Source organism: Streptomyces sp. NBC_00442 (genome assembly GCF_036014195.1).
In the GTDB taxonomy this organism is placed as follows: Bacteria; Actinomycetota; Actinomycetes; order Streptomycetales; family Streptomycetaceae; genus Streptomyces.
Window position 1 is genome coordinate 3839867 of the sequence record NZ_CP107918.1, and the last position, 24337, is coordinate 3864203.

General features: G+C 71.8%; 18 protein-coding genes. 7 read left to right on the plus strand and 11 right to left on the minus strand.

Translation table 11 applies throughout. The features are described 5' to 3' along the window. Positions 1-6: 6 nt before the first annotated feature. Positions 7-831: a maleylpyruvate isomerase family mycothiol-dependent enzyme gene (locus OG432_RS17315; RefSeq protein ID WP_328311841.1), complete on the minus strand. Its 825-nt coding sequence runs from the start codon at positions 829-831 to the stop codon at positions 7-9. Between the two features lie 164 nt (positions 832-995). Between OG432_RS17315 and OG432_RS17320 the strand changes: the two genes are divergently transcribed. After that, positions 996-1769 carry a carbon-nitrogen family hydrolase gene (locus OG432_RS17320; protein ID WP_328311842.1) on the plus strand — a complete coding sequence of 258 codons (774 nt, stop codon included), beginning with the start codon at positions 996-998 and terminating at the stop codon, positions 1767-1769. A gap of 158 nt (positions 1770-1927) precedes the next feature. Here OG432_RS17320 and OG432_RS17325 read toward each other — a convergent pair whose 3' ends face one another. Then, positions 1928-2425 carry an LURP-one-related/scramblase family protein gene (locus tag OG432_RS17325; RefSeq protein ID WP_328311843.1) on the minus strand — a complete coding sequence of 166 codons (498 nt, stop codon included), beginning with the start codon at positions 2423-2425 and terminating at the stop codon, positions 1928-1930. Positions 2426-2502: 77 nt separating this feature from the next. On the opposite strand from OG432_RS17325, the gene OG432_RS17330 reads away from it, so the two are divergent. Then, positions 2503-4323: an NHL domain-containing thioredoxin family protein gene (locus OG432_RS17330; protein ID WP_328311844.1), complete on the plus strand. Its 1821-nt coding sequence runs from the start codon at positions 2503-2505 to the stop codon at positions 4321-4323. Positions 4324-4439: 116 nt separating this feature from the next. On the opposite strand, the gene OG432_RS17335 is transcribed toward OG432_RS17330, so the two are convergent. From OG432_RS17335 to OG432_RS17365, 7 genes are all read right to left on the minus strand, one after another. Beyond that, complete coding sequence (locus OG432_RS17335; protein WP_328311845.1) at positions 4440-5192, minus strand: DUF4232 domain-containing protein; 753 nt, start codon at positions 5190-5192, stop codon at positions 4440-4442. 312 nt (positions 5193-5504) lie between these two features. After that, on the minus strand, positions 5505-8453 hold the full coding sequence (locus OG432_RS17340; RefSeq protein WP_328311846.1) for an AfsR/SARP family transcriptional regulator: 2949 nt from the start codon (positions 8451-8453) through the stop codon (positions 5505-5507). Positions 8454-8662: 209 nt separating this feature from the next. Further along, positions 8663-8887 carry a DUF6458 family protein gene (locus OG432_RS17345; RefSeq protein WP_328311847.1) on the minus strand — a complete coding sequence of 75 codons (225 nt, stop codon included), beginning with the start codon at positions 8885-8887 and terminating at the stop codon, positions 8663-8665. A 92-nt stretch (positions 8888-8979) separates the two neighbouring features. Then, positions 8980-10275, minus strand: a complete 1296-nt coding sequence (locus OG432_RS17350) for a M18 family aminopeptidase (protein WP_328311848.1) — start codon at positions 10273-10275, stop codon at positions 8980-8982. A gap of 180 nt (positions 10276-10455) precedes the next feature. Beyond that, entirely contained in the window at positions 10456-14493 is a 4038-nt protein-coding gene (locus OG432_RS17355) for an SGNH/GDSL hydrolase family protein (protein ID WP_328311849.1), read from the minus strand. 736 nt (positions 14494-15229) lie between these two features. Further along, positions 15230-17059: an acyl-CoA dehydrogenase gene (locus OG432_RS17360; protein WP_328311850.1), complete on the minus strand. Its 1830-nt coding sequence runs from the start codon at positions 17057-17059 to the stop codon at positions 15230-15232. Positions 17060-17174: 115 nt separating this feature from the next. After that, the gene (locus tag OG432_RS17365; RefSeq protein ID WP_443058578.1) at positions 17175-17393 is read right to left on the minus strand and encodes a hypothetical protein; all 219 of its coding nucleotides are present in this window, start codon (positions 17391-17393) and stop codon (positions 17175-17177) included. 123 nt (positions 17394-17516) lie between these two features. On the opposite strand from OG432_RS17365, the gene OG432_RS17370 reads away from it, so the two are divergent. The 4 genes from OG432_RS17370 (at position 17517) to OG432_RS17385 (ending at position 20200) form a co-directional block, all read left to right on the plus strand. Then, on the plus strand, positions 17517-18392 hold the full coding sequence (locus OG432_RS17370; RefSeq protein WP_328311851.1) for a helix-turn-helix domain-containing protein: 876 nt from the start codon (positions 17517-17519) through the stop codon (positions 18390-18392). Further along, on the plus strand, positions 18349-18564 hold the full coding sequence (locus OG432_RS17375) for a DUF397 domain-containing protein (RefSeq protein ID WP_328311852.1): 216 nt from the start codon (positions 18349-18351) through the stop codon (positions 18562-18564). The genes OG432_RS17370 and OG432_RS17375 overlap by 44 nt, the downstream gene beginning before the upstream one ends. Positions 18565-18608: 44 nt before the next feature. Beyond that, positions 18609-19070 carry an SseB family protein gene (locus tag OG432_RS17380; RefSeq protein ID WP_100575483.1) on the plus strand — a complete coding sequence of 154 codons (462 nt, stop codon included), beginning with the start codon at positions 18609-18611 and terminating at the stop codon, positions 19068-19070. Between the two features lie 152 nt (positions 19071-19222). Then, positions 19223-20200 (plus strand): pirin family protein, encoded by a 978-nt coding sequence (locus OG432_RS17385; protein WP_328311853.1) that lies wholly within the window; start codon positions 19223-19225, stop codon positions 20198-20200. 157 nt (positions 20201-20357) lie between these two features. Here the strand turns inward: OG432_RS17385 and OG432_RS17390 are convergent, their stop codons facing one another. Further along, the gene (locus tag OG432_RS17390) at positions 20358-20789 is read right to left on the minus strand and encodes a hypothetical protein (protein ID WP_328311854.1); all 432 of its coding nucleotides are present in this window, start codon (positions 20787-20789) and stop codon (positions 20358-20360) included. A gap of 175 nt (positions 20790-20964) precedes the next feature. On the opposite strand from OG432_RS17390, the gene OG432_RS17395 reads away from it, so the two are divergent. Continuing rightward, a complete protein-coding gene (locus tag OG432_RS17395) occupies positions 20965-22128 on the plus strand; it encodes an AI-2E family transporter (RefSeq protein ID WP_328311855.1) in 1164 nt (387 codons plus the stop codon). Here OG432_RS17395 and OG432_RS17400 read toward each other — a convergent pair. Next, positions 22086-24248: an ATP-binding SpoIIE family protein phosphatase gene (locus OG432_RS17400; protein ID WP_328311856.1), complete on the minus strand. Its 2163-nt coding sequence runs from the start codon at positions 24246-24248 to the stop codon at positions 22086-22088. The two genes, OG432_RS17395 and OG432_RS17400, sit on opposite strands and share 43 nt — an antisense overlap. Between the last annotated feature and the right edge of the window lie 89 nt (positions 24249-24337).

Sequence of the window (24337 nt, forward strand, 5' to 3'; positions counted from 1 at the left end):
ACGAACCTACGGCGTGACCGCGAACTCCCGCAGGATGGCGTCGGCCAGCGCCTGGTCGCCCTCCGCCTTCACACGGTCGGCGACGGCGTGCGGGCGCACCCGGCCGCACGCGAGCCGCACGAAGGTCTCCCAGTCCATGGCGAGGGTGACCAGCGGGCCGAGCGAGGGCGCGCCGTCGACGGTGCCACGCCCGTCCGCGTCGATGCGCACCGTACGCAGGAACTCCAGCGGGCCGTGAACGTCGAAGACGACCGCGGAGCTCGCCGGGGCGCCCGCGTTCTTCGCCACGACCTTGGGCAGCGCGCTCAGCAGGACGTCGCGCGCCACGTACGCACCCGGCGAGTCCAGGTTCCCCGGCCTGTTGAGGGCCCAGCGCAGATCCTGCTCGTGCACCCACACGTCGAACGCCCGCATCCGCAGCGCGAGTTCCAGGGTCTGCTCGGCGCCGAGAGGGGCGCGCACCTTGGTCTCGGGGTCCCGGTTCTCGTTGCGCAGCTGACGCGCCCGGCGAATGACCGTGTACTCCAGCTCGGACGTCATCTCCGGCGCCGTGTGGTGCCGGCGCACATCCACCTGCATCTCCATGTAGCGAGCGAACTCGGTCTGCACGTGGAAGAGGTCGCGCGGCAGGGTGTGGATCGGCCTCGGGTCGCCCAGCTGCTCGCACTCCATGCCGATGATGTGCGACACGATGTCGCGCACCGACCAGTTGGGGCAGGGTGTCGCACGGTTCCACTCGCCCTCGACGAGCGGTTGCACCAGCTCCGATATCGCCTCGATGGAGTGGGTCCAGGCATCGGCGTAGGTCTGAAGGCTGGGATGGACGGTCACGGGACCCCTCGGCGGTTCTTTTGTACGCGGGCTGGACTGCGGGCTGCGTGGGAGGCTTGGTCGCTAAGTTACGCTTCCGGGCAGCACCCCGGCAGTGCTTTCGTGTGACGATCGTAGGCTGTCTCTCATAGTGCTGACGGCTCGAAGGCCAGGACGGTGGTACTGTGCGCGCTTCGCTCATCCAGATCGATGTAAACCCCGATGAATCCGTCAATTCCCGCCGCCGGCGCGTGGGTTCACTGGTGCGGGAGCAACGGGACAGCGACCTGGTCGTGCTCCCCGAGCTGTGGACGGTGGGCGCCTTCGCCTACGAACTCTTCGCGGACGAGGCGGAGACGCTGCGCGGCACCACGGCGCAGGCGATGTCCGAGGCGGCCCGCGACGCCGGGATCTGGCTGCACGCCGGGTCGATTCCGGAGCGGGGCGAGGACGGCGCGCTCTACAACACCTCCCTCGTGTTCTCGCCCGACGGCGCGCTCGCTCACACCTACCGCAAGATCCACCGCTTCGGCTTCGACAAGGGCGAGGCGGTCCTGATGGGCGCGGGCGACCGGCTCGTCACGGTGCCGCTGCCCGAGCTGACGCTCGGCCTGTCCACCTGCTACGACCTGCGCTTCCCCGAACTGTTCCGCGGCCTGATCGACGCGGGCGCCCAGGCGCTCGTCGTCTCGGCGGGCTGGCCCGAGCGCCGCCGCGCCCACTGGACGCTGCTCGCGCGGGCCCGCGCGGTCGAGAACCAGGCGTACGTGCTGGCCTGTGGCACGGCGGGGACGCACGCGGGGGTGGAGCAGGCGGGACACAGCGTCGTCGTCGACCCTTGGGGCGACGTGCTCTGCGAGGCGGGGCCGGGCGAGGAGATCCTGACCGCCGACCTCGACCCGGCGAAGGTCGCCGAGACCCGGGAGGTCTTCCCGGCCCTCAAGGACAGGGTGCTGTGACGCTCCGCTGAGTACAGGGGGCTGGGTGCGGACCGTGCGGGGCCGCTCGCGCGGTCCCCGCGCCCCCGGCTACTCGGCGCAGGGCGGCACGGAAGGCTTCGGCCCGTTGCCCCGGCCTCCAGCTGCTCGGCCCTGGTGGGCCGGCCGACTCCGTGGGGTCAGTCGTCGTGGCCGCGCTCCCTCTCGTCCATGCGGATCACACTGATCACCACCGCGATCATCAGCGCCGCGTCCGCGTCCTCCCGTACGACGTTGACCGCGTACGTCTCGTGGATCCGGAACCACTTGCGCGAGACGTGCGCCAGCAGCTCACCCTCGTACTCGACCGTGAACTCGCGGTCCAGGATCTTGCCCGTGACGTCGAGCTCCGTGCCCTCCACCAGGTTCACCCGGTAGTGGTTGCGCAGCAGCGAGAGCCGTTTGCGGCGGACCGTGGCCAGCGCCTGGTCGTCCCGCTCGATGGTCATCGTGTCCCGCAGGGCGAACATCTTCTTCCGGAGCGTGATCAGCACCCGCCCCGACGGGTTCTTCAGTTCCAGCGTGTCGCGCAGCCGCAGCGCCTTGCCGTCGGCGAGGAAGGCCTGACGCCCGTCCTCGGTCTCGATCCAGTAGTCGTCGCCGATGGCGAAGATCTTGTCCCGCACGAGGTATTTCATGGCTACACCCCTGCCCATCCCGCGGCCCCGCCGAACGGCGACACAGGGCGTTCATGACGGGATGGCAAGCTTGAAGCATGAACGACGCAGCAGCCCCGGCGCCCACCCCCGCGCCCGCGCCCCGACGTGCCCGTGTCCGCGCCCCCGAGCTGATCGGCAAGGGCGGCTGGCTGAACACGGGGGGCCACGCGCTCACCCTCGCCGGCCTGCGAGGCCGTGTGGTGATCCTCGATTTCTGGACGTTCTGCTGCATCAACTGCCTCCACGTCCTCGACGAGCTGCGCGAGCTGGAGGAGAAGCACCGGGACACCGTGGTGATCATCGGGGTGCACTCGCCGAAGTTCGTGCACGAGGCCGAGCACCGGGCCGTCGTCGACGCCGTCGAGCGGTACGGCGTGGAGCACCCCGTGCTTGACGACCCGGACCTCGCGACGTGGAAGCAGTACGCCGTCCGCGCCTGGCCCACGCTCGTGGTGATCGACCCCGAGGGGTACGTCGTCGCCCAGCACGCCGGTGAGGGGCATGCTCACGCCATCGAGCGGCTCGTGGAGGAGCTGGAGGCCGAGCACGGCGCGAAGGGCACGCTGCGGCGCGGCGACGGGCCCTACGTGCCGCCGGAGCCCGTCGCCACCGACCTGCGTTTCCCCGGCAAGGCCGTCGCGCTGCCCGGCGGAAACCTCCTGGTCTCCGACACCACCCGCCACCAGCTGGTCGAGCTCGCCCCCGACGGCGAGAGCGTCGTGCGGCGGATCGGCGGGGACGGTCGGTTCAAGGAGCCGCAGGGCCTCGCGCTGCTCCCGGACGGCAAGGTCGTCGTGGCCGACACCGTGCACCACGCGCTGCGCACCTTCGACCCCGTGAGCGGGGAGATCGAGCTGATCGCGGGCACCGGCAAGCAGTGGTGGCAGGGGCAGCCCACCTCCGGGCCCGCCCTCGACGTGGACCTCTCCTCGCCGTGGGACGTGGCCTGGTGGCGGGGCAAGGTGTGGATCGCCATGGCCGGGGTGCACCAGCTGTGGACGTACGACCCGCAGACGCGGACCGTCGAGGTCGCGGCCGGGACCACGAACGAGGGGCTTGTGGACGGGCCGGGCGGCGAGGCCTGGTTCGCGCAGCCGTCCGGGCTCGCGGCCACCGAGGACCGGCTGTGGGTCGCCGACTCGGAGACGTCCGCGCTGCGCTATGTCGACACCGAGGGCGCGGTGCACACCGCCGTCGGCACGGGCCTGTTCGACTTCGGACACCGCGACGGCGACGCCGCCCAGGCGCTGCTCCAGCACCCGCTCGGCGTCACCGCGCTGCCGGACGGCTCGGTCGCCGTGTCCGACACGTACAACCACGCGCTGCGCCGCTACGATCCGGCGACCGGCGAAGTGACCACGCTGGCAACGGACGTGAGGGAGCCGAGCGATGCGGTGCTCGTCGGTGACGACATCGTCGTCGTCGAGTCGGCGCGGCACCGGCTGACCCGGCTCCGGCTGCCCGACGAGGCGGTACGGGTCGAGGCGGTGGCGCACCGCACCCAGCGCGCGGCGACCGAAGTCGCCCCGGGGCGGCTTCAGTTGGACGTGGTGTTCCAGGCGCCGGCCGGGCAGAAGCTGGACACCCGCTACGGTCCGTCCACGCGGCTGCTGGTCTCTGCCACGCCGCCCGAGCTGCTGCTCGCCGGCGACGGCACCGGCACCGACCTCGCGCGCGAACTCGCCCTGAACCCGGAGGTCGGCGAGGGCGTCCTGCACGTGTCGGCGATGGCGGCGTCCTGCGACGACGACCCGGCCAACGAGTACCCGGCCTGCCACATGCACCAGCAGGACTGGGGTGTGCCGGTACGGATCGTCGAGGGCGGCGCGACACGGCTGCCGCTGGTGCTCGCCGGAATGGATTCCGCGGGGAGCTAGGGCGCGCTTCACAGTGGCGTCGCCCGCCGCGAGCCCGCGTGCCAGACCTCGCCGGCCGGACGGCACCGTGAAGACACGACCCGGGGGCCGGGCCGCCGGGGTGGAGGGGGTGGCTCCTAGCCGAAGCCCGGTGTGAACGCGCCGACGCGCACGGCCGCCCCGCACACGGACAGCGTCGCCGGGCGTCCGTGCGCGTCCACGGCCGGCACGCTGTCCGCGGTGGCGGAGCCGGGCAGCGTCACCCGCACCGCGATGCCCCGGCAGCCCCGGCGGGCGGTGTAGTGCACCCGCGCCACCCCGCCCGAGCCCGGATGCAGCGCGAACGGCTTCGCGAACGGCTTGGCCGGGGTTGAGGCGCTCGACGGCCGCCCGGCGTCGTCGGTGAAGGTCAGCGTGGGGAAGCCGCGCAGGACACAGGTGTGGCCCGAGGTGTTGCGGGCCACCAGGACCGCCTCGCCCGGTGCGCGGACGTCGGCGCCGGAACGTGAACCACCGCCTGCGCGCGGTGGGTTGGCGACGCGCAGGACGAGGGACAGCGCGGTGGGCGAGCAGAAGACACGGGCGTCCTCGCCACCGTCGTCCGCCGGACCCGGACGGCCGGTGGCGGGCCCCGTGCCGACACTCGGCGACGGAACGGCCGTGGACGGCGCGGCTGCCGGGGTGGCCGGGGTGGCGCCGCTCGCCGACGGCGCCGGGCTCCGGCCCGGTGCGCCGGGGCCGGCGGTGGAGGTCGCGGTGGGGGTGGATGCGCCGGGCCGCTCACGCGGGAGGCCGGACGGTGCGGGTGCGGACGAGCCGTGCGCGACCGTCGTCGAGCCGGCCCCGGCGCCGGGCGCGGCCGGCGGGACTCCGTCGGTGCAGGCGGTCATGGACGCGCAGAGCATGGCGCACAGCACGGCCAGACCGGCCGCGCGGGCCCTCGCCCCGCCGATACCCGCCGTACGTGTGCCCGCCGTACGTATGCCGGCTGTGGGTATGCCGGTTGTACGTGTGCCCGCGGTACGTGTGCCGTCGCCTGCGGCCCCGTGTCCGCGCCCCCGCATCGCCCCTCCCGGTCCCGTTCGTGTCCCTGTGCGCCGCATCAGCCTCACCGGCGCTCCTATCGTTCGGCTAACGCCATTGACCCGCGTTCGTCTGCGGGCCGTGCGCGGCTGGTCGCGCAGTTCCCCCGCGCCCCTCGACTACTCGGTGCCGGGCCGCATGGACATCCTCGGCCCGTCAGGGGGACGGAGCCCCAGGGTGGCGAGTTCGGAGAGGCGGGCGCGGGCTGCCGCGGCGCCCTCCTCGTACCCGTGGTCCTCCGCCTCGCGCACCGCCTCGCCGAGCTGCCCGCACGCCTCCTGCGTACGGCCGAGCCCCGCCAGCGCCTCGCCGTGGCTCGTGCGCAGCAGCACCCGGCGGGGGATCGCCTCCGGCGAGGGGCCGAGTTCGAGGCCGCGCCGGGAGTGGTCGAGGGCGAGCCCGTGGTCGCCGGCGTTCAGGAAGTGCCGGGCCAGATGCTGGTGGGCGAGCATCTCGGTGGACCGGTCGCGGGCGCGGCCGGCCAGGGCGAGAGCCTGGCCGAGGAGGTCGCCGGCCCGGTCGACCTCGCCGTACTGGGTGAGGATGAGCGCGAGGTTGATGCGGGCGACGGCCTCGCTGGTCACGGAGCCGGCCCGGCGGGCGAGGTCGGGGGCCTTCTCCAGCTGGGCGAGGGCCTCGTCGAAACGGCCCTCCTCGTGCAGCACCCAGCCGAGCAGGGCGCGGGTGCGGGACTGTGCGTCCAGCTCCTGCTCCAACTCGGCCGATTCCAGGGCCTGCTGGAGGAGCGGGACCCAGCCGTCGCGGACCCGCCACAGGATGAGCGGCCACTGGAGCAGCACGAGCCGCCAGGCCCGGTCGTGCATCCCGGCGGCGATGGCGGCGGCCACCGCGCCGCGCAGGGTGGCCCGTTCGGCCTCGTACCAGGCGAGCGCGGACTGGCGGTCCTCGAACTCGCGCACCGCCGCGGGCCGCCGGGCGCCGGGCGGCGGCGCGAAGCAGGGCTGGCTGCCGGGCTCGGCGGTGGCGGTCGCGACGAGGCCGGTGTGGAGGTAGTGGTCGAGGAGCCGGGTGAGCCCGTCGGGGTCGGCCTCGGGGGCGAGCGCGCGGGCGTAGAGGCGTACGAGGTCGTGGAGGGTATAGGCGTCGGGGCGCCCGGGGTGTGCCGGGCCCATGTGCGCCGGGGCCACGTGTGCCGGACCCATGTGCACTGGGCCCATGTGCGGTGAGCCCACGTGTGCCGAGCCCATCTGCCCCGCGCCCTGCGGGCCCGACTCGACCACCAGGTGGGCCGCGGCGAGCCGTTCGAGGGCCGCGGCGGCCTGGTCCGGGGTGCAGCCGGCGAGTGCGGCGGCGCTGTAGCGGTCGAGTTCGGACCCGGTGTGCAGGCCGAGCGCGCGGAACATGCGCCGTGCCTGCTCGGGCAGTTGCTGCACGGTCAGCCGCAGGGCCGCGGCCACCCCCGTGTCCTCGACCCGGAGCAGCCCCAACCGCCTTTGCTCGTCGGCGAGTTCACCGGCGAGTGCGGCCAGCGACCACTGTGGGCGCGCGGCGAGACGGGCGGCGGTGACGCGCAGGGCCAGCGGGAGGCCGTCGCAGAGCGAGGCGAGGCGGTCGGCGGCCGCGGGTTCGGCGGCCACCCGGTCCTCGCCGAGCACGGCGGCGAGCAGCGCGGTGCAGTCGGCGGCGGGCAGTTCGTCGAGGCGTACGGGCCGGGCGGCGTCCGACGCGACGAGACCGCCGAGCCGGTCGCGGCTGGTGACGAGGGTGACGCTGTGGTCGCCGCCGGGGAGCAGCGGGCGGACCTGCTCGGAGTCGCGGGCGTTGTCGAGGACGACCAGGATCCGGCGGTCGGCGGTCAGCGAGCGGTAGAGCGCGCCCATGCCGGCCTCGGTCTCGGGCACGCGCTGCACGGGCACCCCGAGTGCGAGCAGGAACTCCCGTAGTACGACGGTGACTTGGCGGGCCGGTGTGTCGCTGTAGCCGCACAGGTCGGCGAAGAGGCGGCCGTCGGGAAAGTCGCTCTGGCGCTCGTGCGCCCAGTGCACGGCGAGCGCGGTCTTGCCGACGCCGGCGCCGCCGGTGACCAGTGCGATGGCGCCGTACTGCCCGGCGGTGGCCCGGTCGAGGGCGGCGAACTCCGCCCGACGGCCGGCGAACCCGCGAGGCCTGCGCGGCAGCAACTCCGGTATGGCGGAGGCAATGTGGGCCCGTCCCTCGCCCTTGCCGCCGCCCTCGCCGCCGCCCTCGACCGCGCTCTCGACGCCGCCCCCGCTCGCGACCGCGCTCACGGGCCCGAACCCGCCCCCGGCGCCGCCCCCCGTGCCGGCGCCCGGCGCGGCCGTGGCCGTGGCCTTCGCCGTGGGGACGCCCGCCCGCAGGACGAGTGCGTACGTCTCGCTGAGCACGGGGCCGGGGTCCACGCCGAGTTCGTCGGCGAGCAGGCGGCGGGTGCGGTGGAACCATTCGAGGGCGTCGGACTGGCGGCCGGAGCGGCTCAGGGCCAGCATCAGCGCGGCCGACAGGGGCTCGCGCAGGGGGTGGGCGACGGCTTCGGTGCGCAGTACGGCGGCGGCCCTGCCGTGCTCGCCGAGTTCCCCGTACGCCTCGGCGAGAGCCTCCACGGCGGCGAGCCTGAGCTCTTCGAAGGCGTGGGCGGCGGCCTGGAGGGGCGGGCTCGTGACGGTGCCGGTGAGGGCGGGGCCCTGCCACAGCGCGAGCGCCTCGCGCAGCATGAGCACCGTGTCGCCGGGGGCGCGGTCGCCGCGGGCGAGCGTGACGAGTTCCTCGAAGCGGTGCGCGTCGATGAGGGTTTCGGGCATCCGCAGCACATAGGCGGGGCCCTGGGTGACCAGCTCGATGCCGTACGCCTCGGCGTCGTGCTCGGCCAGCAGGGCGCGCAGTCGCGATATGTGGCCCTGGAGCACGGTGCGCGAGTGCTGGGGCGGTTCCTCGTCCCACAGGGCCTCGGTGAGCCGGTCCACGGATATCGCGGTGTTGGGCCGGAGCAGCAGCATGGCGAGCAGGCTGCGGCGCTTGGCGGGGCCCAGCGCGAGGAACGCGCCGTCCTCCGTGGCCACGGCCACCGTGCCCAGGACGCGGAACTCCACGGTGGCGGTACCCCCTAGCTCCCCGTTCCCGGACTCCGTTCCCGGACTTCCCGGACCTGGTCAGGGCCCGGACAGTCGAGGATACGCGGGGCGGCAGGGCCAGACCTCACGCCCCGGGCCACACCACAGGTGGCACCGGTCACGTGGGCGCGGGCCACATGGGCGGAAGCCACATGGGCGTGGGCCACACATGAGGGGGTCGCCGCGGCTCACATGAGGTGGTCGCCGTGGTGGTGGTCCTCTTCGATGACGGTGGAGCCGGGCACCATGCGCCGCCTGCGCAGCACGCTGGTGAAGACGGCGACGCCGATGATGCCGACGGCCATCAGGATCAGGCCGACGACGTCGAGGTTCACACCGTTCGCGTGCCAGTCCGTGGCGAATGTGAGGATCGCCCCGACCGCTATGAGGATGATGCAGCCGCCCAAGCCCATGGAACTCGCCTCCGTGAAAGGTGGTGGACCGTCCGGGTACCCGGGCCCCGGACGGTCAATCCCCTTGCACACCCGCGTGGTTCACCGGTGGGTCATTCGGCGAGGAACGCGGTGAGGGCGGACGCGAGGAGGTGCGGGTCGTCGGCGCCGCACAGTTCGCGCGCGCTGTGCATCGACAGGATCGCCACGCCGATGTCGACGGTCTGGATGCCGTGCCGGGCCGCGGTGATGGGGCCGATGGTGGTGCCGCAGGGCATCGCGTTGTTGGAGACGAAGGTCTGCCACGGCACCCCGGCGCGCTCGCAGGCCGCCGCGAACACGGCCCGCCCCGCGCCGTCGGTGGCGTACCGGGCGTTCACGTTGACCTTGAGGATCGGGCCGCCGTTGGCGCGCGGGTGGTGCGTGGGGTCGTGGCGCTCGGCGTAGTTGGGGTGCACGGCGTGGCCGGTGTCGGAGGAGAGACAGATGGTGCCGGCGAAGGCGCGGGCGCGGTCCTCGTACGTACCGCCGCGCGCGAACACCGAACGTTCCATGACGTTGCCGAGGAGCGGGCCGTCGGCACCGGTGTCGGCCTGCGAGCCGTCCTCCTCGTGGTCGAAGGCGGCGAACACGGGGATGAAGGGGAGTTCGTCGGCGGCGGACGCGGCGGCCAGCGCGGCGGTTCCGGCGTGCACGGACAGCAGGTTGTCCATCCGGGGTCCGGCCACCAGCTCCCGGTCGCGGCCCAGGTAGGCGGGGGCCTCCACGGAGTGCAGCATCAGGTCCCAGCCGGCCACCTCGTCCTCGGCGAGCCCGGCCTCCTGCTCCAGGAAGCGGATCAGGTCGCCTTCCCGCACGTCGTCGCCCAGGCCCCAGATCGGCTGGAGGTGGCGCTGACGGTCGAGCTTGAGCCCGTCGGTGTTGACCGACCGGTCCAGGTGTACGGCGAGCTGCGGTACGCGCAGCAGCGGGCGGTCCACGTTGACGAGGCGGTGGCTGCCGTCCTTGAGCGTGAGGCGGCCCGCGATGCCGAGGTCGCGGTCGAGCCAGGTGTTGAGCAGCGTCCCGCCGTAGATCTCGACGGCCACCTGCCGCCAGCCGAACGCCCCCGTGTCGGGCTGCGGCTTCACGCGCAGGTTCGGGGAGTCGGTGTGGGCGCCGACGATCCGGTACGGGGTGTGGGGCGCGGCGCCCTCGGGCACGTACCAGGCCACGATGGCGCCGCCGCGCAGCACGTATTTCCCGCCGTACGTGCCGTCCCACGCGTCCGTCTCCTGGACCTGCCGGAACCCGGCCTTCTCCAGGCGTGCGGCCGCGTTGGCCACGGCGTGGTACTGCGACGGGCTCGCCGCGAGGAAGGTCAACAGGTCGTCGGTGTGGCCGCGGTCGAAGCGGGGGGGTGTGCTCATGCCCGCCACCCTAACGGCGCCCCGGCCCCCGCCCCCGGCGCTGAGCGGCTTGCCCTGTTTGCCCCCGGGGGGTCTGCCCTCCCGTCCCTCCCGGGGGCGCCCGAGCGGCCCCGCCCCGGGGCGGGACCCGGGCCCGATACGCGGACCCGGGCCCCGCCCGCGGTGCCGTGGGGGCCAGTCCTAGCGCAGCGCCGCCTGGAAGACGTTCGCGTAGAGCCGGGCGCCGCCGATCTTCGGGTGGAAGGACGCCATCCCCACTTCGGTGAGGCCGAAGTTGTCCGCCTTCGAAAGGCCGGTCTTCACGAGGCCGTTGACCTGCTCCGGGTCGCCGCACACCGCCTTCTTGTCGAACTCCCCGCGCGGGTCGGCGAACGTGGCGTTCGCGCCGGAGGCCGCATCGGCATCGGCGGTCGCCCCCTCCATCTCCTTATTGAGCGTGTCCGCGAGCTGGTTCAGCCACGGCGCCTCCTCGCTGCCGATGCCGGGGACGCACTGGCCGTCGGCGGACAGGAGCTCCGGATATCCCATGAGGATGATCTTCGCGTACGGTGCGCGGTCGTGGATCGCGGTCAGTGTCTTCGCGATCCGCGGACGGATCTCCTCGTGCAGCCACGTCGGCGCCCAGTCCTTGAGCGGTCCGGTGTCGCCGGGCACGCTCCTGCCGGTGTCCGGGTCCTTGTTCCCGATCGACGTGTTCTGGCACACGTCCAGGCCGGCCAACAGCGCGCACTGCTTGAAGACGTCCGTGAAGCGGGCGTCGTTGCCGCCGATCGACAGGCTGACCAGGGTGGTGTTCTGGTCGAGGTAGCCCGTGTCGATCTGGGTGCCCTCGCCCATCTGGTCCTGGGCGATGATGTCGAAGTGGCGGGCGCCCGAGCAGGCCACGAGGTGGTAGTCCAGCCGCGGGTCGAGGTTGTCGTCCAGCGTGCCGATGGACTGCGTGTAGGTGGGCAGCGTCGCCTGCCTCGACCAGGCCAGCTTGGAGCGGTGGCACTTGTCGATCTCGGTCTCGTTCTGCTTGTCGAAGTGGTCGGTCTCGGGGTAGAAGTCGGCGCCCCCGGCCGCGGAGGCGCCCTCGCCGGACGTGTACGAATCACCCATGACGACAAGGGAGTTGGCGGGCTTGCCGGGGAGCGGCTGGAAGGCGACCGCGCCCCAGGCGACGTCCTCGTCGGCCGTGCCGTCGTCCGTGGTGTTGGACAGGTTCACCTGGGGTGTTCCGGTGAAGTGGAAGACACCGAGGCTGACCCACCGGTCGCCGCGCTGCGCCACCTTGCGCGTCGGGCTCTTGCTGTCCGAGTTGAGCACGGTGTAGGCGGCCTGTCGGGTCTGGGCGCCGCTGTCGGGTAGGTGCACCAGGACGCGCGCCCAGTTGAGACTCTGGCCCAGCGTCCATGTGCCGTTGACGGTCATGTAGTTGCCGGGTCCGCCCATGTGGTAGCCGTCGCGGGTGTGGGTGTACCAGAAGTGGCCGCCGTAACCCCCGCCGATCTGGTGCAGATCCGCCTTCGCCTCGTAGTGGTTCTGACTGTCGGCGTTGAACGAGAACTGGAAGCTGCCGGCCGAGCCGACCGTGGACCCGCAGCCCGCCCACGCGCTGCTTCCGTCGCCCCATACGGGAGTTCCGTTGGGCACCGACGCGACGACCTTGGCGCCGGCCGGTGCGGAGGAACAGTCGGGCATGCCGGTCTGGAGGCGGGTGCCGCGGCCCGGTTCCGCGACCAGCGTCTGGTACTTGATGGCCTCGTGGCCGCAGGTGGTGGCGCACTGGGCCTTCCAGCTCACGTTGGGCTGGTTCCACCAGAACTTCGCGTAGCAGGCCGCGTCGGGACACTTCGGCGGCGCGTCGGCGTCGCAGTTGTTCTTGGTGTTGCAGAAGACGCTCGGCTGGGGCTGCACGTTGACGCGGTCGGTGTTGGTGGTCCACCAGGCGGGCCGGAACCCCGCGGAGGCGTACCCCGTCTCGCCGGGCCAGTCCTGGCGGCCGGAGGTGGCGTAGGAGAAGCCGGTGTCGATGGACCAGGCGGCCCAGCCCATCACCTTCTCCTCGTAGGGCCACCACTGGGGGTTCGCCGCGTCCTTGTTGGCGTCCGGCCCGTCGACGTCGGTGTTCATGAACGGGTGGCCCCAGCTGTTCTTGTAGACGGGGTTGGCCGGGTTGTTGAACCAGCCCAGACCCCAGTTCCCGCCGTGGTCCGGCTCCGATGCCTGCGAGGGCGGGTTGAAGCCGAGGTTGTAGTTCCACACGGCGGTGAACCAGTTCTCCACCATGGACGGGTCGTCGTTGTTGACGGTGACCTTCTGCCCGTCCTTGTGCACCTCGTTCCACTTGTCGGCGAGGATCTGCATGGAGGCGGCGACGTTGGTGGCGTAGTCGACGGCGACGAGCTTTTGCAGGCCCGGGGCCAGAACGACCTCGCCGTCCTTCTTGTGCTCGTACGAGCGCATGCCGTCGGTGACTTGGCCGACGCCGTAGCCGCAGTCGGACTTGTCCCAGTTGATCTTCCAGTACGCGGTCGGGTTGTCCGGGTCGGCCTTGTGTCCGTAGTAGCCGTCCACCGCGGCCAGGGGGCTGCTCATCTGGCCGGGGATCGCGCCGGAGTCGGCCTGCCACAGGTTGGATTCCTGCGCCATGATGCCGAGCAGCACGTTGGCGGGGATCCGGCCTCCGCCGGTCAGGGTCGGGGGCGGGAACAGGGCCTGGGGGTCGACGGTGCCCATGCCGGCCTGGTCCCGGTAGCCGCCCTGTCGCAGGTAGGTGCCGCGCAGTTGGCCGCGTACGGCCATGTCGACGGCCCATTCCACTTGGTTCGGGGTCGGCTGGAGCGCCTGCATGCCGACGTCGTTGCGGGAGACGGAGCACCAGCGGTCGGGGTCGGTCGGATCGTTCGCCGGGCCCGCCGCGGTTGTCGTGGCCGCCGTGGCCGCCGTGGCCGCCGTGGCCGTCCTGGGTGCGGCGCCGGGCGTCGCGCTCTTGGCCGCGGGGGTGATGCCGAGGGCGGGCGAGGGGATGGTGCCCGAGCCGTCCGCGATCCGGTCCTTGACGCTCTGGGTGAGCTTGGTGCCGGTGGTCGTGGCGGTGCTCGTGACGGTCACCGGTTCGTCGTCATCGGAGGCACCGGCGGCCTGCGGGGCGGGTTCGTCCGCCGCGTCGAAGCTTTTGCCGGCGTCCTTGATGTGGGCGAGGCCGGCCCGGACGCCCGGTGTGAGGACGGGCTCGACGGCGAGGCGGCCGTGGGAGGAGACATCGGTTTCGGCCGGGGCGTCGATGCGGGTGACGCCGGTTCCCGCCGTGGCCCGGACCGTGGTGGGGTGGCCCGCGAGGAAGACCTGGCCCGCCTCGCCCTGCATCAGGTCGAGGTCGCGCAGCTTCCCCGACGCGAGGACCGTCGGTGCGGCGCCGCCCGCGAAGACCTTGGCCGTCACCGCCGCGTCGCCGGTGCGGTCGACGAAGGCGACCTTGCCGTCCGCCTCGGGACGGATGTCGAAGGGGACGCTGTCGGCATCGGCGAGGTTCTTCACCCGGCCGGAGCGGTCGAGGTGGACCAGGTGCTTGCCCAGCCCGGCGACGGCGCCGTCCTTCACCGGCACGGCGCTGGTGATCTCACCCTTGGCGGCGGCCGTCCCCGTCGTCCTGCCCGCCGTATCCACGGTGATGACGCGCGTGAGGGTGTGCGCGGGGTCGTTCATGTCCCGGTAGCCGGTGAACGCGGCCGTGTGCGTCGCCGTGTTGCAGGACGGGTCGAAGTAGGCCAGGGACGCGGTGAACGGCAGCTTGGTCACGTGCCCCGTCGAAAGGTCGACGATCGCGGTGAAAGCCCCGCCCTGCATCAGGTCCGGCTTGTTGGTGAACGTGCGCGGCGCGTAGACGACGGCCGCGTGCTCGTGGTCCATCAGGCACTGGTTGCCGATCCACGAGTCGGCCGGAACGCCCGGTTCGGACAGGGTCGCGGCGGTTTTCCACGCGTACGCGTCGCCGCTGTCGGCGACCAGGACGTCCAGGCCGTCACGGTCGGCGGCGGCGGTCACCGCGCGGTCCGCACTCGATTTCCAGTCCCGGCCGAGCTTCTTGTCCGGATCCTCAACCTGCCCCGGAGGCACCGGGGTTGGCCTGGGCGCGGCGGAAGGAGTCGCTTTCGGCGCGGCCACGACGGGCGGGGCCTGAAGCAGGCCGCCGGTCAGCGCCCCAGCCGCCATGGCCGTCACAAGGACGGCCATGGGTGCGCGCGTTCTCCTCTTTCTGCTCTTTCTGACTCTCACGTGATCTTCCCCATCCGTCTCTAGGGGTGATGACCCGCGCCCCGACCCCGCGTCGGCGAGAGGCCGCTTCGGGTCGGCCGCGCCGGACCTTCACGAGGTCGGTTTTGTTGTCCCAGTGGCCCCCGCCCGGATGGGGGAGCCGGCTGAGACCGGGGAATTCGTCTTTCCGAAAGCCGGCCTTCCGTGTCACATGGCGGCCCTCATGAATCCCTCCCCGATCAATCGAATCTAGACCGGCGCATGGGGGAAATCATTTGAATTGGGCATTCCGGATCACGGGTGGCCAGAACCCGAGAGAGCCCCGTGCCCGCCCGTGCGCTCCAATTGAAAGTGGCGCGTTCCGGATGGGCTCGGAGGGCGGTGAAATATTGCGTCCTCTTTATGGGGGCGCGCCGCCGAACCGCTTGGGTTCCGTACGGTTCCTGCGCGCCGGCATCGCGCCGGCGGGGTATTTACCGCATATGACCGTCATGGAATTTTCTGCACGGGGCGATATGCAAGTCGGCATTCCGTAAAAATCGCGCGGACATCGAAAAAAGGCCCGCATCCGGTCGATCCGATGCGGGCCGGGCCCCGGAACGGCGGGGTGAGCCGACGCGTTTTGGCGAGAAATCGGCCCTCCCGCCAGGGCTCCGGGCACAGCAAAAGGGGCCCGGGGTCCGACCACCCCGAGCCCCTTCTGGAGGGAGGAAGGCTAGAACGCCGCCTCGTCCAGCTCCATCAGCGAGTTGTCCACGGTCTCGGCCAGCGCACGCGCCGTGCCGACACCCGGCAGAACGTTCGCCGCGAAGAACTTTGCGGCGGCGATCTTGCCCGTGTAGAAGGGGACGTCCTTGGCCGAGGCCGAGGACAGCTTCTCGGCGGCGACGGCCGCGCCCTTGAGGAGCAGGTAGCCGACCACCACGTCACCCGAAGCCATCAGCAGGCGGGTCGTGTTGAGGCCCACCTTGTAGATGTTCTTGACGTCCTCGCCGGTCGCCGTCAGGTCGGTGATCATCGTGCCGACGATCGCCTCCAGGTCGACGGCGGCCTTGGCGAGCGAGTCGAGCGCGCCGCCCAGCTCCGCGTTGCCGTTCTGCTCCGCGAGGAACTTCTTGATCTCCTCGGAGAGGGCGTTCAGGGACGCGCCCTGGTCCCGGACGATCTTCCGGAAGAAGAAGTCCTGGCCCTGGATCGCCGTGGTGCCCTCGTACAGCGTGTCGATCTTGGCGTCGCGGATGTACTGCTCGATCGGGTACTCCTGGAGGTACCCGGAGCCGCCGAAGGTCTGGAGCGACTCGTGCGACAGCTTCTCGTACGACTTCTCCGAGCCGTAGCCCTTCACGATGGGCAGCAGCAGGTCGTTGAGGCCGACGAGCGCCTTCGCGTCCTCGCCCGCCGCCTCCTTGACCTGGATCGCGTCCTGGATCGAGGCGGTGTAGAGGACGAGCGAGCGCATGCCCTCCGCGTACGCCTTCTGCGTCATCAACGAGCGTCGTACGTCCGGGTGGTGAGTGATCGTCACCTTCGGCGCGGTCTTGTCCATGAACTGCGAGAGGTCGCTGCCCTGGACGCGCTCCTTGGCGTACTCGAGGGCGTTGAGGTAACCCGTCGACAGGGTGGCGATGGCCTTCGTGCCGACCATCATGCGGGCGAACTCGATGATCATGAACATCTGGCGGATGCCGTCGTGCTTGTCGCCGATCAGCCAGCCCTTGGCGGGGTGCTGGTCGCCGAACGTCATCTCGCACGTGTTGGACGCCTTCAGGCCCATCTTGTGCTCGACGTTCGTCGCGTACACGCCGTTGCGCTCGCCCAGCTCGCCGGTCTCCCAGTCGAAGTGGAACTTCGGGACGAGGAAGAGGGACAGGCCCTTGGTGCCGGGGCCGTGGCCCTCGGGGCGGGCGAGGACGTAGTGGAGGATGTTCTCCTCCATGTCGTGCTCGCCGGAGGTGATGAAGCGCTTCACGCCCTCGATGTGCCACGAGCCGTCCGCCTGCTCGACGGCCTTGGTGCGGCCCGCGCCCACGTCCGAGCCGGCGTCGGGCTCGGTCAGGACCATCGTCGAGCCCCAGCGCTTGTCGACCGCGATCTCGGCGATCTTCTTCTGCTGCTCGTTGCCCTCCTCGAAGAGGATGCCGGCGAAGGCCGGGCCCGAGGAGTACATCCAGATCGCGGGGTTCGAACCGAGCAGCAGCTCGGCGTACGCCCAGATCAGGGAGCGCGGCGAGACGGTGCCGCCGATCTCCTCGGGCAGGCCCAGGCGCCAGTACTCGGAGTCCATGAACGCCTTGTAGGAGCTCTTGAAGGACTCCGGGACCGGAGCGGTGTTCGTGGCCGGGTCGAAGACCGGCGGGTTGCGGTCCGCGTCCGCGAAGGAGTCGGCCAGCTCGTTCTCGGCGAGGCGGGCGATCTCCTCCAGGATCGACTTGGCGGTGTCGACGTCCATCTCCCCGAACGGGCCGGTGCCGTACAGCTTGTCGCGTCCGAGCACCTCGAAGAGGTTGAACTCGATGTCGCGGAGATTCGACTTGTAGTGCCCCATGGCGACGGCTCCGTAAGCAGGGTGTCGGTTACATCTACCAGCAAGTAGGTCAGTACCTCCGATGATGCTACCCGTCGGTAATAACGCGCAACCTCTGGCCCGGAACTGTGACGCGTCAGGCAGGAAAACTTTGCCCCTCGCCCAGCGCGGCGGCGAGGGCCCGTGCGGTGGCGGTGTTGCAGTTCCCGAGGATGACCAGCGGCGGCGTCCCGAAGTCCCGCCCCAGCGAGGGCAGCGTGATGCCGTGCCGGGCGAGGGCGGAGCGCAGCTCCATGACGACGCTGTAGGTGTCGTCCCCCTGCGGGGGGCGGGGGGTGGCGTGCGGCTTGGTCATCTTGGTCATGGGGTGCCTCCTGCGAGTGCGGTGTGTGACGTAGCGCTCACAGAGTGGGGTCCTTTCGCGTACGTTCGGAAGAGGTTCGGGGTCCACGGCCCGGGTGGTGGAAGGACGGCAACCATGGCTGCGCGCAAGGAGATTGACGGCTCGGCGAGCGTTCCGGAGTTCTACGGCAAGGAACTGCGCTGGCAGCGCGAGCGCGCCGGGCTCACGCTGGAGCAGATGGTGGAGGGCAGCTTCTATGGCGTGAGCTACCTCAGTGAGATCGAGCGTGGCCAACGACGCATGCCGCCTGACCTGGCCCGCCACGTTGATCAGGTGCTCAAGACGAACGGGTTCTTCGAGCGCTGCTGCGAAGACGTTCGTAAGGCCCGGCAGGGTGCGCATGCTGCGTATTTCGCCCCGGTGGCCGAGAGCGAGACGCGGGCGTTGGTCATTGAGGAGTGGGCCAATGCGCTCATCCCCGGGTTGCTTCAGACGGATGCGTATGCGCGAGGCGTCATTCACGCGACGCATCCGCTCGCCCTGCCGGACGAGGTCGACGCCAAGGTGCAGGCCCGCTTGCGGAGAGCCCGGATCTTCGAGGACCCCAAGCGCCCCGAGTACTGGGTCGTCCTGCACGAGTCGCTGCTGCGGAGCCCGTTACTGGGGTCCGCCGACATGGCCGAGCAGCTGGAATGCATCGCCGTGTTGGCGCGCCGGCGGCGGATCGTTCCGCAGATCCTTCCGTGGAACGACGTCAGCTGCCACTTCATGCTGTCGTCGCTCACGCTCATGGAATTCGACCGCGAGCCGCCGGTCGTCTACACAGAGGGCATGTACCACGGGCAGCTCATCGACGATCCGCCCCTCGTGAGGCGGTACCACAAGGCATACGATCGGCTGAGGGCCGCCGCGTTGCCGCTTGAGGCGTCCCTTGCCCTACTCGACCAGGCGGCCGAGGAGTACCGAAATGGTGGGCGCAGCACCGGACTTGAGCGTGGTTCGCTGGCGTAGAAGCACGTACAGCAACGGCGACGGTGGCAACTGCGTCGAGGTCGCCGACAACCTCGCCGGGGTCGTCCCCGTACGGGACTCCAAGGTGCCGAACGGCCCCGCACTGATCATCCCGGCCAGGGCCTGGGTGTCCTTCGTCCGGGCGGTCAAGGACGCGGCGCTTCGCGCCTGAGATCGCGGTGTTCGGCGGGACCCCGTCTCGGTAGTCTTGGGGTCATGTACGGCTACGACCAGAACCCGGGCGCACAGCAGCAGTACGCCCCGCCGCAGCAGCAGATGCAGGGCGGATACGGGGAGCAGCCGCTGTACCCAGAGCCGTCGCCGCCCTCGCTCGCCGACGCGGTGCGGGCCTTCACCACGGGCTCGCTGTCGGCCGAGGACTTCCAGCAGATCTTCGCGGGGGCCCGGGTGTACTGCCCGCGCGGCGACAACCCGGGGTTCCTGGCGCTGCACAACACGCAGCAGCCGGTGATCCCGATGTTCACCTCGCTCAAGGAGCTGCGCCGGTACGCCGGCAAGGAGTCCAAGTACTTCGTGATCACCGGCGCCGAGGTGATCGACCTCCTGCCGACCGGGTACGGCTTCGTGCTCGACATGGAGGGCGACCACCGCATGGTCTTCGACGCGAAGGCCGTGGAGCAGATGGTCGACTTCGCGATGCGGCGGATGTACGGCTAGCCGCACCGCCAGGCCGTTCCTCGGGCCCGTATCCCCACCGGGATGCGGGCCCGAGGCGCGTCCGTGACCGGCCGGGAATGAACGACGCCTTGCAGGATGTTCAGCATTCAACTACTTTGAACGTAGAGCATCCCCGCAAGGAGGGCCGTCCCATGCCTGCTGTGACCGTCGAAAACCCGTTGACCCTGCCGCGCGTGACCGTGCCGGAGGGCGCCTCGGCGCGGCCCGTCCTCGCCGTGACGACCGCTCCGCAGGGGTTCGAGGGCGAAGGGTTCCCGGTGCGCCGCGCGTTCGCCGGGATCAACTACAAGTACCTCGACCCGTTCATCATGATGGACCAGATGGGCGAGGTGGAGTACGCGCCGGGCGAGCCCAAGGGCACCCCGTGGCACCCGCACCGCGGCTTCGAGACGGTCACGTACATCATCGACGGGATCTTCGACCACCAGGACTCCAACGGCGGTGGCGGCACGATCACCAACGGTGACACCCAGTGGATGACGGCCGGGTCCGGTCTGCTCCACATCGAGGCGCCGCCGGAGCAGCTCGTCATGTCGGGCGGACTCTTCCACGGGCTCCAGCTGTGGGTGAACCTGCCGGCCCGGGACAAGATGATGGCCCCGCGCTACCAGGACATCCGCTCCGGTTCCGTCCAGCTGCTGACCTCGCCGGACGGCGGCGCGCTGATGCGGGTCATCGCGGGCTCGCTCGACGGGCACGACGGCCCCGGGATCACGCACACGCCGATCACGATGGTGCACGCCACGCTGCGGCCGGGCGCGTCCGTCACGCTGCCGTGGCGCGAGGACTTCAACGGCCTGGCGTACGTGCTGGCCGGGCGCGGCTCGGCCGGTGCGGAGCGGAGGCCCGTGCACATGGGGCAGACCGCGGTGTTCGGCGAGGGCGGTTCGCTGACCGTCCGCGCGGACGAGAAGCAGGACGCCAACGCCCCCGACCTGGAGGTCGTGCTGCTCGGCGGTCAGCCGATCCGCGAGCCGATGGCGCACTACGGCCCGTTCGTGATGAACACCCGGGCAGAGCTGGAGCAGGCCTTCGAGGACTTCCAGAAGGGCCGCCTGGGTACGGTCCCGGCCGTCCACGGGATGACCGAGGGCGGGCTCACGGCGTAACCGCAGGCGCGGCCGATGCGGTAACCGCAGGCGCGGCCGACGCGGCCGCGTGACCGTCAACTCCCCATCGTCCGGGGGCCGTCCGGGACCGGGCGGCCCCCGGACGTGTGCCGCGGGCCGTCCGGGGCCGGGCGGCCCCCATGACGTGTGCCGCGCGTCAATCGCCCCGCCCCGTACGCCCGTTGTACTGGTCCCGCCCCGCCTGGTAGACCCGTGCGTTGCCCGACGCCCTGGCCTGGAGGTGGACGGCGGAGAGGGCCGGGCGGTCCTCGGGGGGCAAGGACGCTCGGGCTTCGGCGAGGAGGGTTTCCAGCTCGCGGGCGGCCTCGGGGTCGGCGGCGAGGAGGCGGGCCAGGCGGCGCCACCAGTCGCGCTCCAGGTCGTGGACGCCGTCCTCGTCCCCGGCCCGCCGGGCGGCGAGGATCTCCTCGCGCGTCTCGCCCAGCGCCAGCTCGATCTCGTCGGCCTGCACCGGGCGCACCCGGCGCCACAGCGCGACGATGCCCGCGCGCGTGGTCTGCCAGGCGTCCGTGGCCATCAGCGCCACGACCGTCGTACCCGCGCTCTGGACCAGATCCTCCGCGCCCATGCCCCGCACCCCCGTACTTTTCGTTCTCGTCCTGGGTTCCCTCTGCGATGGTAGGCGTCAACTCCCTTTCCCGGGGCGCCCCTTGGTGATGCCGCCGGGACCGTGTGCTGACGGGGCGTCACCCGTGTGGACCGCCCGGGAGGTGCGGCGGGCGCGCGCGTGGTCGGCTGGCCGGGTGGAGACGTCCAGGCACCTGCTGCCCGAAGCCGCCCGTCGCATCGCCGCCTGGTGCGCCGTCGTGCTGCTCGTCGCCGGGGTCGTCGGGGTGGGGGTGTGGCTGTGCGCCGCGTTCAAGACGGCCGTCACGCCCGTGCTGCTCGCCCTCCTCGGCACCGCGCTGCTCGGGCCCGTACACCGGTGGCTGGTCCGCCTGGGGCTGCGGCGCTCGCTCGCGGCGGGGCTCACCTGCGTCGCACTCGTGGCGGTGGTCGGCGGCGCCGGGTACGTCGTGGTCAGCGCGCTCATCGACACCGGGGACCAGATCCTCGCCTCGCTCAAGCAGGCCGGACAGTGGGTGGCCGACCACTTCGGGGTGGCCGGCGGGGACGGCGTCACCAACATCGCCGACAACGCCAAGCAGCTGCTGTCCAAGTTCGGGGCGAGCGCGGCCGGCGGGGTGCTCCAGGGGCTCAGCCTGCTGGGCACGCTCATCGCCACCAGCGTGCTCGCGCTGCTGCTGACCTTCTTCTTCCTCAAGGACTCCGACCGGGCCGTGGGCCTCGCCCACGCGGTGGCGCCGCGCGGCGCGGGCGACACCGTGGAGGCGATGGCGCGGCGCGCCTTCGAGGCGGTCGAGGGGTTCATGCGGGGGACCACGCTCATCGCCCTCATCGACGCCGTCTGCATCACGGTCGGGCTGCTCATCCTGAGGGTGCCCGGCGCCATCGGGCTCGGCGCGCTGGTCTTCATCGGCGCGTACATCCCCTACCTGGGCGCCTTCGTGTCCGGCGCGGTGGCCGTCCTGGTGGCGCTCGCCGACCGCGGGTTCGGCACCGCGCTGTGGACCCTCGGGATCGTGCTCGCCGTGCAGCAGCTCGAAGGGCACATCCTCCAGCCCGTCATCCAGAGCCGCACCGTCCAGATGCACCCCGCGATGATCATGATCGCGCTGACCGCGGGCGCGGACGTAGCGGGCCTGGTCGGCATGCTGCTCGCGGTACCGGTCGCGGCGGCCGCGTTCGGGGTCCTGGGGGAGGTGCGCAAGCGGTACGGGAGTGGGGGCGAGCCCGGCTTCGGTGGGGGCGCGACCCGGGAGGGGGCCGGCGGCGGGCCGCCCGGCGCGGGGGCGGGCGGAGGTCAGCCCCCCGGGTTGTCCGCCCCGGCGGGCCCGGACTCGTAGAGCTCGAACCAGATCGACTTGCCGTCGCCCCGCGGGTCGACTCCCCACGCGTCCGCCAGCATCTCCATCAGGATCAGGCCGCGGCCGCTCGATGCCATTTCGCCGGGGCGGCGCCGGTGGGGGAGTTCGTCGCTGGCGTCGGCCACCTCGACGCGCAGGCGGCGGGTGCCCAGGGGGCCCCTGGCCTCGGCCACCAGGAGGGCGTCCCCGTCGGTGTGGACCAGGACGTTGGTGATCATCTCGGAGATCATCAGGACCGCCGAGTCGACCTGCTCCTCGTCCGCCCAGTCGTGCAGGAGCTCGCGCAGCTGCCTGCGGGCGCCCGCGATCTGCTGGGGCTCGGCCTGGGCGACGGTCAGGGCGGTGCGCCGGACCACGTCGGGCGGGGCGGCCCCCGCGGACGCGGCGACGTCGTTGCGGCGCAGGAGCAGCAGCGCGATGTCGTCCTCGCGGCGGTCCACGAGCGGGCCCGTGGTGTGGTGCGAGGAGGGGCCGTGCACGGCCTGGACCAGCTCGTCGGCGAGCTGTTCCAGGCTGTCGCCGGTGTGCATCTCCAGGACCGGGCGCAGCCGCGTCCAGCCGCTCGCCATGTCGTGCCCGCCGGTCTCGATCAGACCGTCCGTGCAGATCATGATCGTCTCGTCGGGGTCCAGGACGAGCCGGGTGGTCGGGTAGTCGGAGTCCGCCTCGATGCCGAGCGGGAGGCCGCCCGCGGTCGAGCGGATCAGGGCGGTGCCGTCGGCGGTGCGGATCACCGGGTCGGGGTGGCCGGCCCGCGCGATGTCGAGGGTGCCGGTGGCCGGGTCGACCTCGATGTAGAGGCAGGTCGCGAAGCGCGGCGCGTTGTCCTCGTACCCGTCGCCCGACGGCTCGGGCAGCCCGTACGACTCGGTGATCCCGTACAGGAAGCGGGAGGCGCGCGAGAGGACCGCGTCGGGGCTGTGGCCCTCGCTCGCATACGCGCGCAGCGCGATCCGTAGCTGGCCCATGAGGCCGGCCGCCCGCACGTCGTGGCCCTGCACGTCGCCGATGACCAGCGCGAAGCGCCCACCGCCGTTGTCCGTGGCGGAGCCGCCGCCGGGCAGCGGGATCATGTCGTACCAGTCGCCGCCGACCTGGAGGCCACCGCCGGTCGGCACATAGCGGGCGGCGACCGTCATGCCGGGGATCTCGGGGCCGAGCGTCGGCATCATGGAGCGTTGCAGGCCGAGCGAGAACTCGCGCTCGTCCTCCGCCTCGCCCGCCCTCGCCAGGGCCTGGGCGAGCATGCGGGCCACCGTGGTGAGGACCGAGCGCTCGTCGGGGGTGAAGGCGACGGGATGCTTGAACGCGGCCATCCACGCGCCGATGGTGTGGCCGGCCACGATCAGCGGGACGAACGCCCACGACTGCCGGTCGAAGCGCTGCGCCATCGGCCAGGTGGCGGGGAAGCGGCGCCGGTACTCCTGCGGGCTCGGCAGATAGATCGCCCGCCCGTTGCGTACGACGTCGGCGGCCGGATAGTCCGTGTCGAGCGCCATGTCCGCGAACGGGCCGTCGTCCCCCGGGTTGTGCCCGTGGTGCCCGATGATCGTCAGCCGCTCGCCGGCCACCCCGAACACGGCGAGGCCGTCCGGCGAGAACCCCGGCATGGACAGCGAGGCGGCGACCCGCAGCACCTCGGACGTGGAGCGGGCCTCGGCGAGCGCGCGCCCCGCGTCGAGCAGGAACGCCTCGCGCGAGCGCCGCCAGTCGCCGGTGATGGAGGGATGTGCTGCGGTGGTGCCGGGCTGGGGCTCGGCGACCTCCTGGATGGTGCCGATGAGCATGTAGGTGTCGCCGTTGAGCATGGGCTTGGAGCGGCTGCGCACCGTACGCAGGACGCGGCCGTGCTCGTCCATGATCCGCAGCCGGACCTCGGCGAGGGTGCCCTCGGCGAGGGCGAGGTGCACGATGCCGTCGACCTCGTTCCAGTCGACCGGGTGGAAACGGGAGCGTGCGGATGCCTCCGTCAGGGTGGCGGGACGCGCGGGCAGCCCGAGGAGCCGGGCGGCCTCGGCGTCGAGGGTGACCGTCCCGGAGGCGTTGTCCCAGCGCCACAGGCCAGTCGCGATAGCGGCCAGGACGTCCTCTGTGCGCATTGCCCCTATTTAAGAAGATCCCGGGACTCGCCGCCACCGAAGGGCGGCCCCGCACCGGGCGGTAACCTGAACCCGTTGATTCCCGCCTG

Coding starts and splice junctions, on each gene's coding strand:
- OG432_RS17325 (WP_328311843.1), bottom strand. CDS start 2,425: ATGAAATACCTCGTGCGGGACAAGATCTTCGCCATCGGCGACGACTAC.
- OG432_RS17330 (WP_328311844.1), top strand. CDS start 2,503: ATGAACGACGCAGCAGCCCCGGCGCCCACCCCCGCGCCCGCGCCCCGA.
- OG432_RS17335 (WP_328311845.1), bottom strand. CDS start 5,192: ATGACCGCCTGCACCGACGGAGTCCCGCCGGCCGCGCCCGGCGCCGGG.
- OG432_RS17345 (WP_328311847.1), bottom strand. CDS start 8,887: ATGGGCTTGGGCGGCTGCATCATCCTCATAGCGGTCGGGGCGATCCTC.
- OG432_RS17350 (WP_328311848.1), bottom strand. CDS start 10,275: ATGAGCACACCCCCCCGCTTCGACCGCGGCCACACCGACGACCTGTTG.
- OG432_RS17355 (WP_328311849.1), bottom strand. CDS start 14,493: ATGGCCGTCCTTGTGACGGCCATGGCGGCTGGGGCGCTGACCGGCGGC.
- OG432_RS17360 (WP_328311850.1), bottom strand. CDS start 17,059: ATGGGGCACTACAAGTCGAATCTCCGCGACATCGAGTTCAACCTCTTC.
- OG432_RS17365 (WP_443058578.1), bottom strand. CDS start 17,393: ATGACCAAGCCGCACGCCACCCCCCGCCCCCCGCAGGGGGACGACACC.
- OG432_RS17370 (WP_328311851.1), top strand. CDS start 17,517: ATGGCTGCGCGCAAGGAGATTGACGGCTCGGCGAGCGTTCCGGAGTTC.
- OG432_RS17375 (WP_328311852.1), top strand. CDS start 18,349: ATGGTGGGCGCAGCACCGGACTTGAGCGTGGTTCGCTGGCGTAGAAGC.
- OG432_RS17380 (WP_100575483.1), top strand. CDS start 18,609: ATGTACGGCTACGACCAGAACCCGGGCGCACAGCAGCAGTACGCCCCG.
- OG432_RS17385 (WP_328311853.1), top strand. CDS start 19,223: ATGCCTGCTGTGACCGTCGAAAACCCGTTGACCCTGCCGCGCGTGACC.
- OG432_RS17390 (WP_328311854.1), bottom strand. CDS start 20,789: ATGGGCGCGGAGGATCTGGTCCAGAGCGCGGGTACGACGGTCGTGGCG.
- OG432_RS17400 (WP_328311856.1), bottom strand. CDS start 24,248: ATGCGCACAGAGGACGTCCTGGCCGCTATCGCGACTGGCCTGTGGCGC.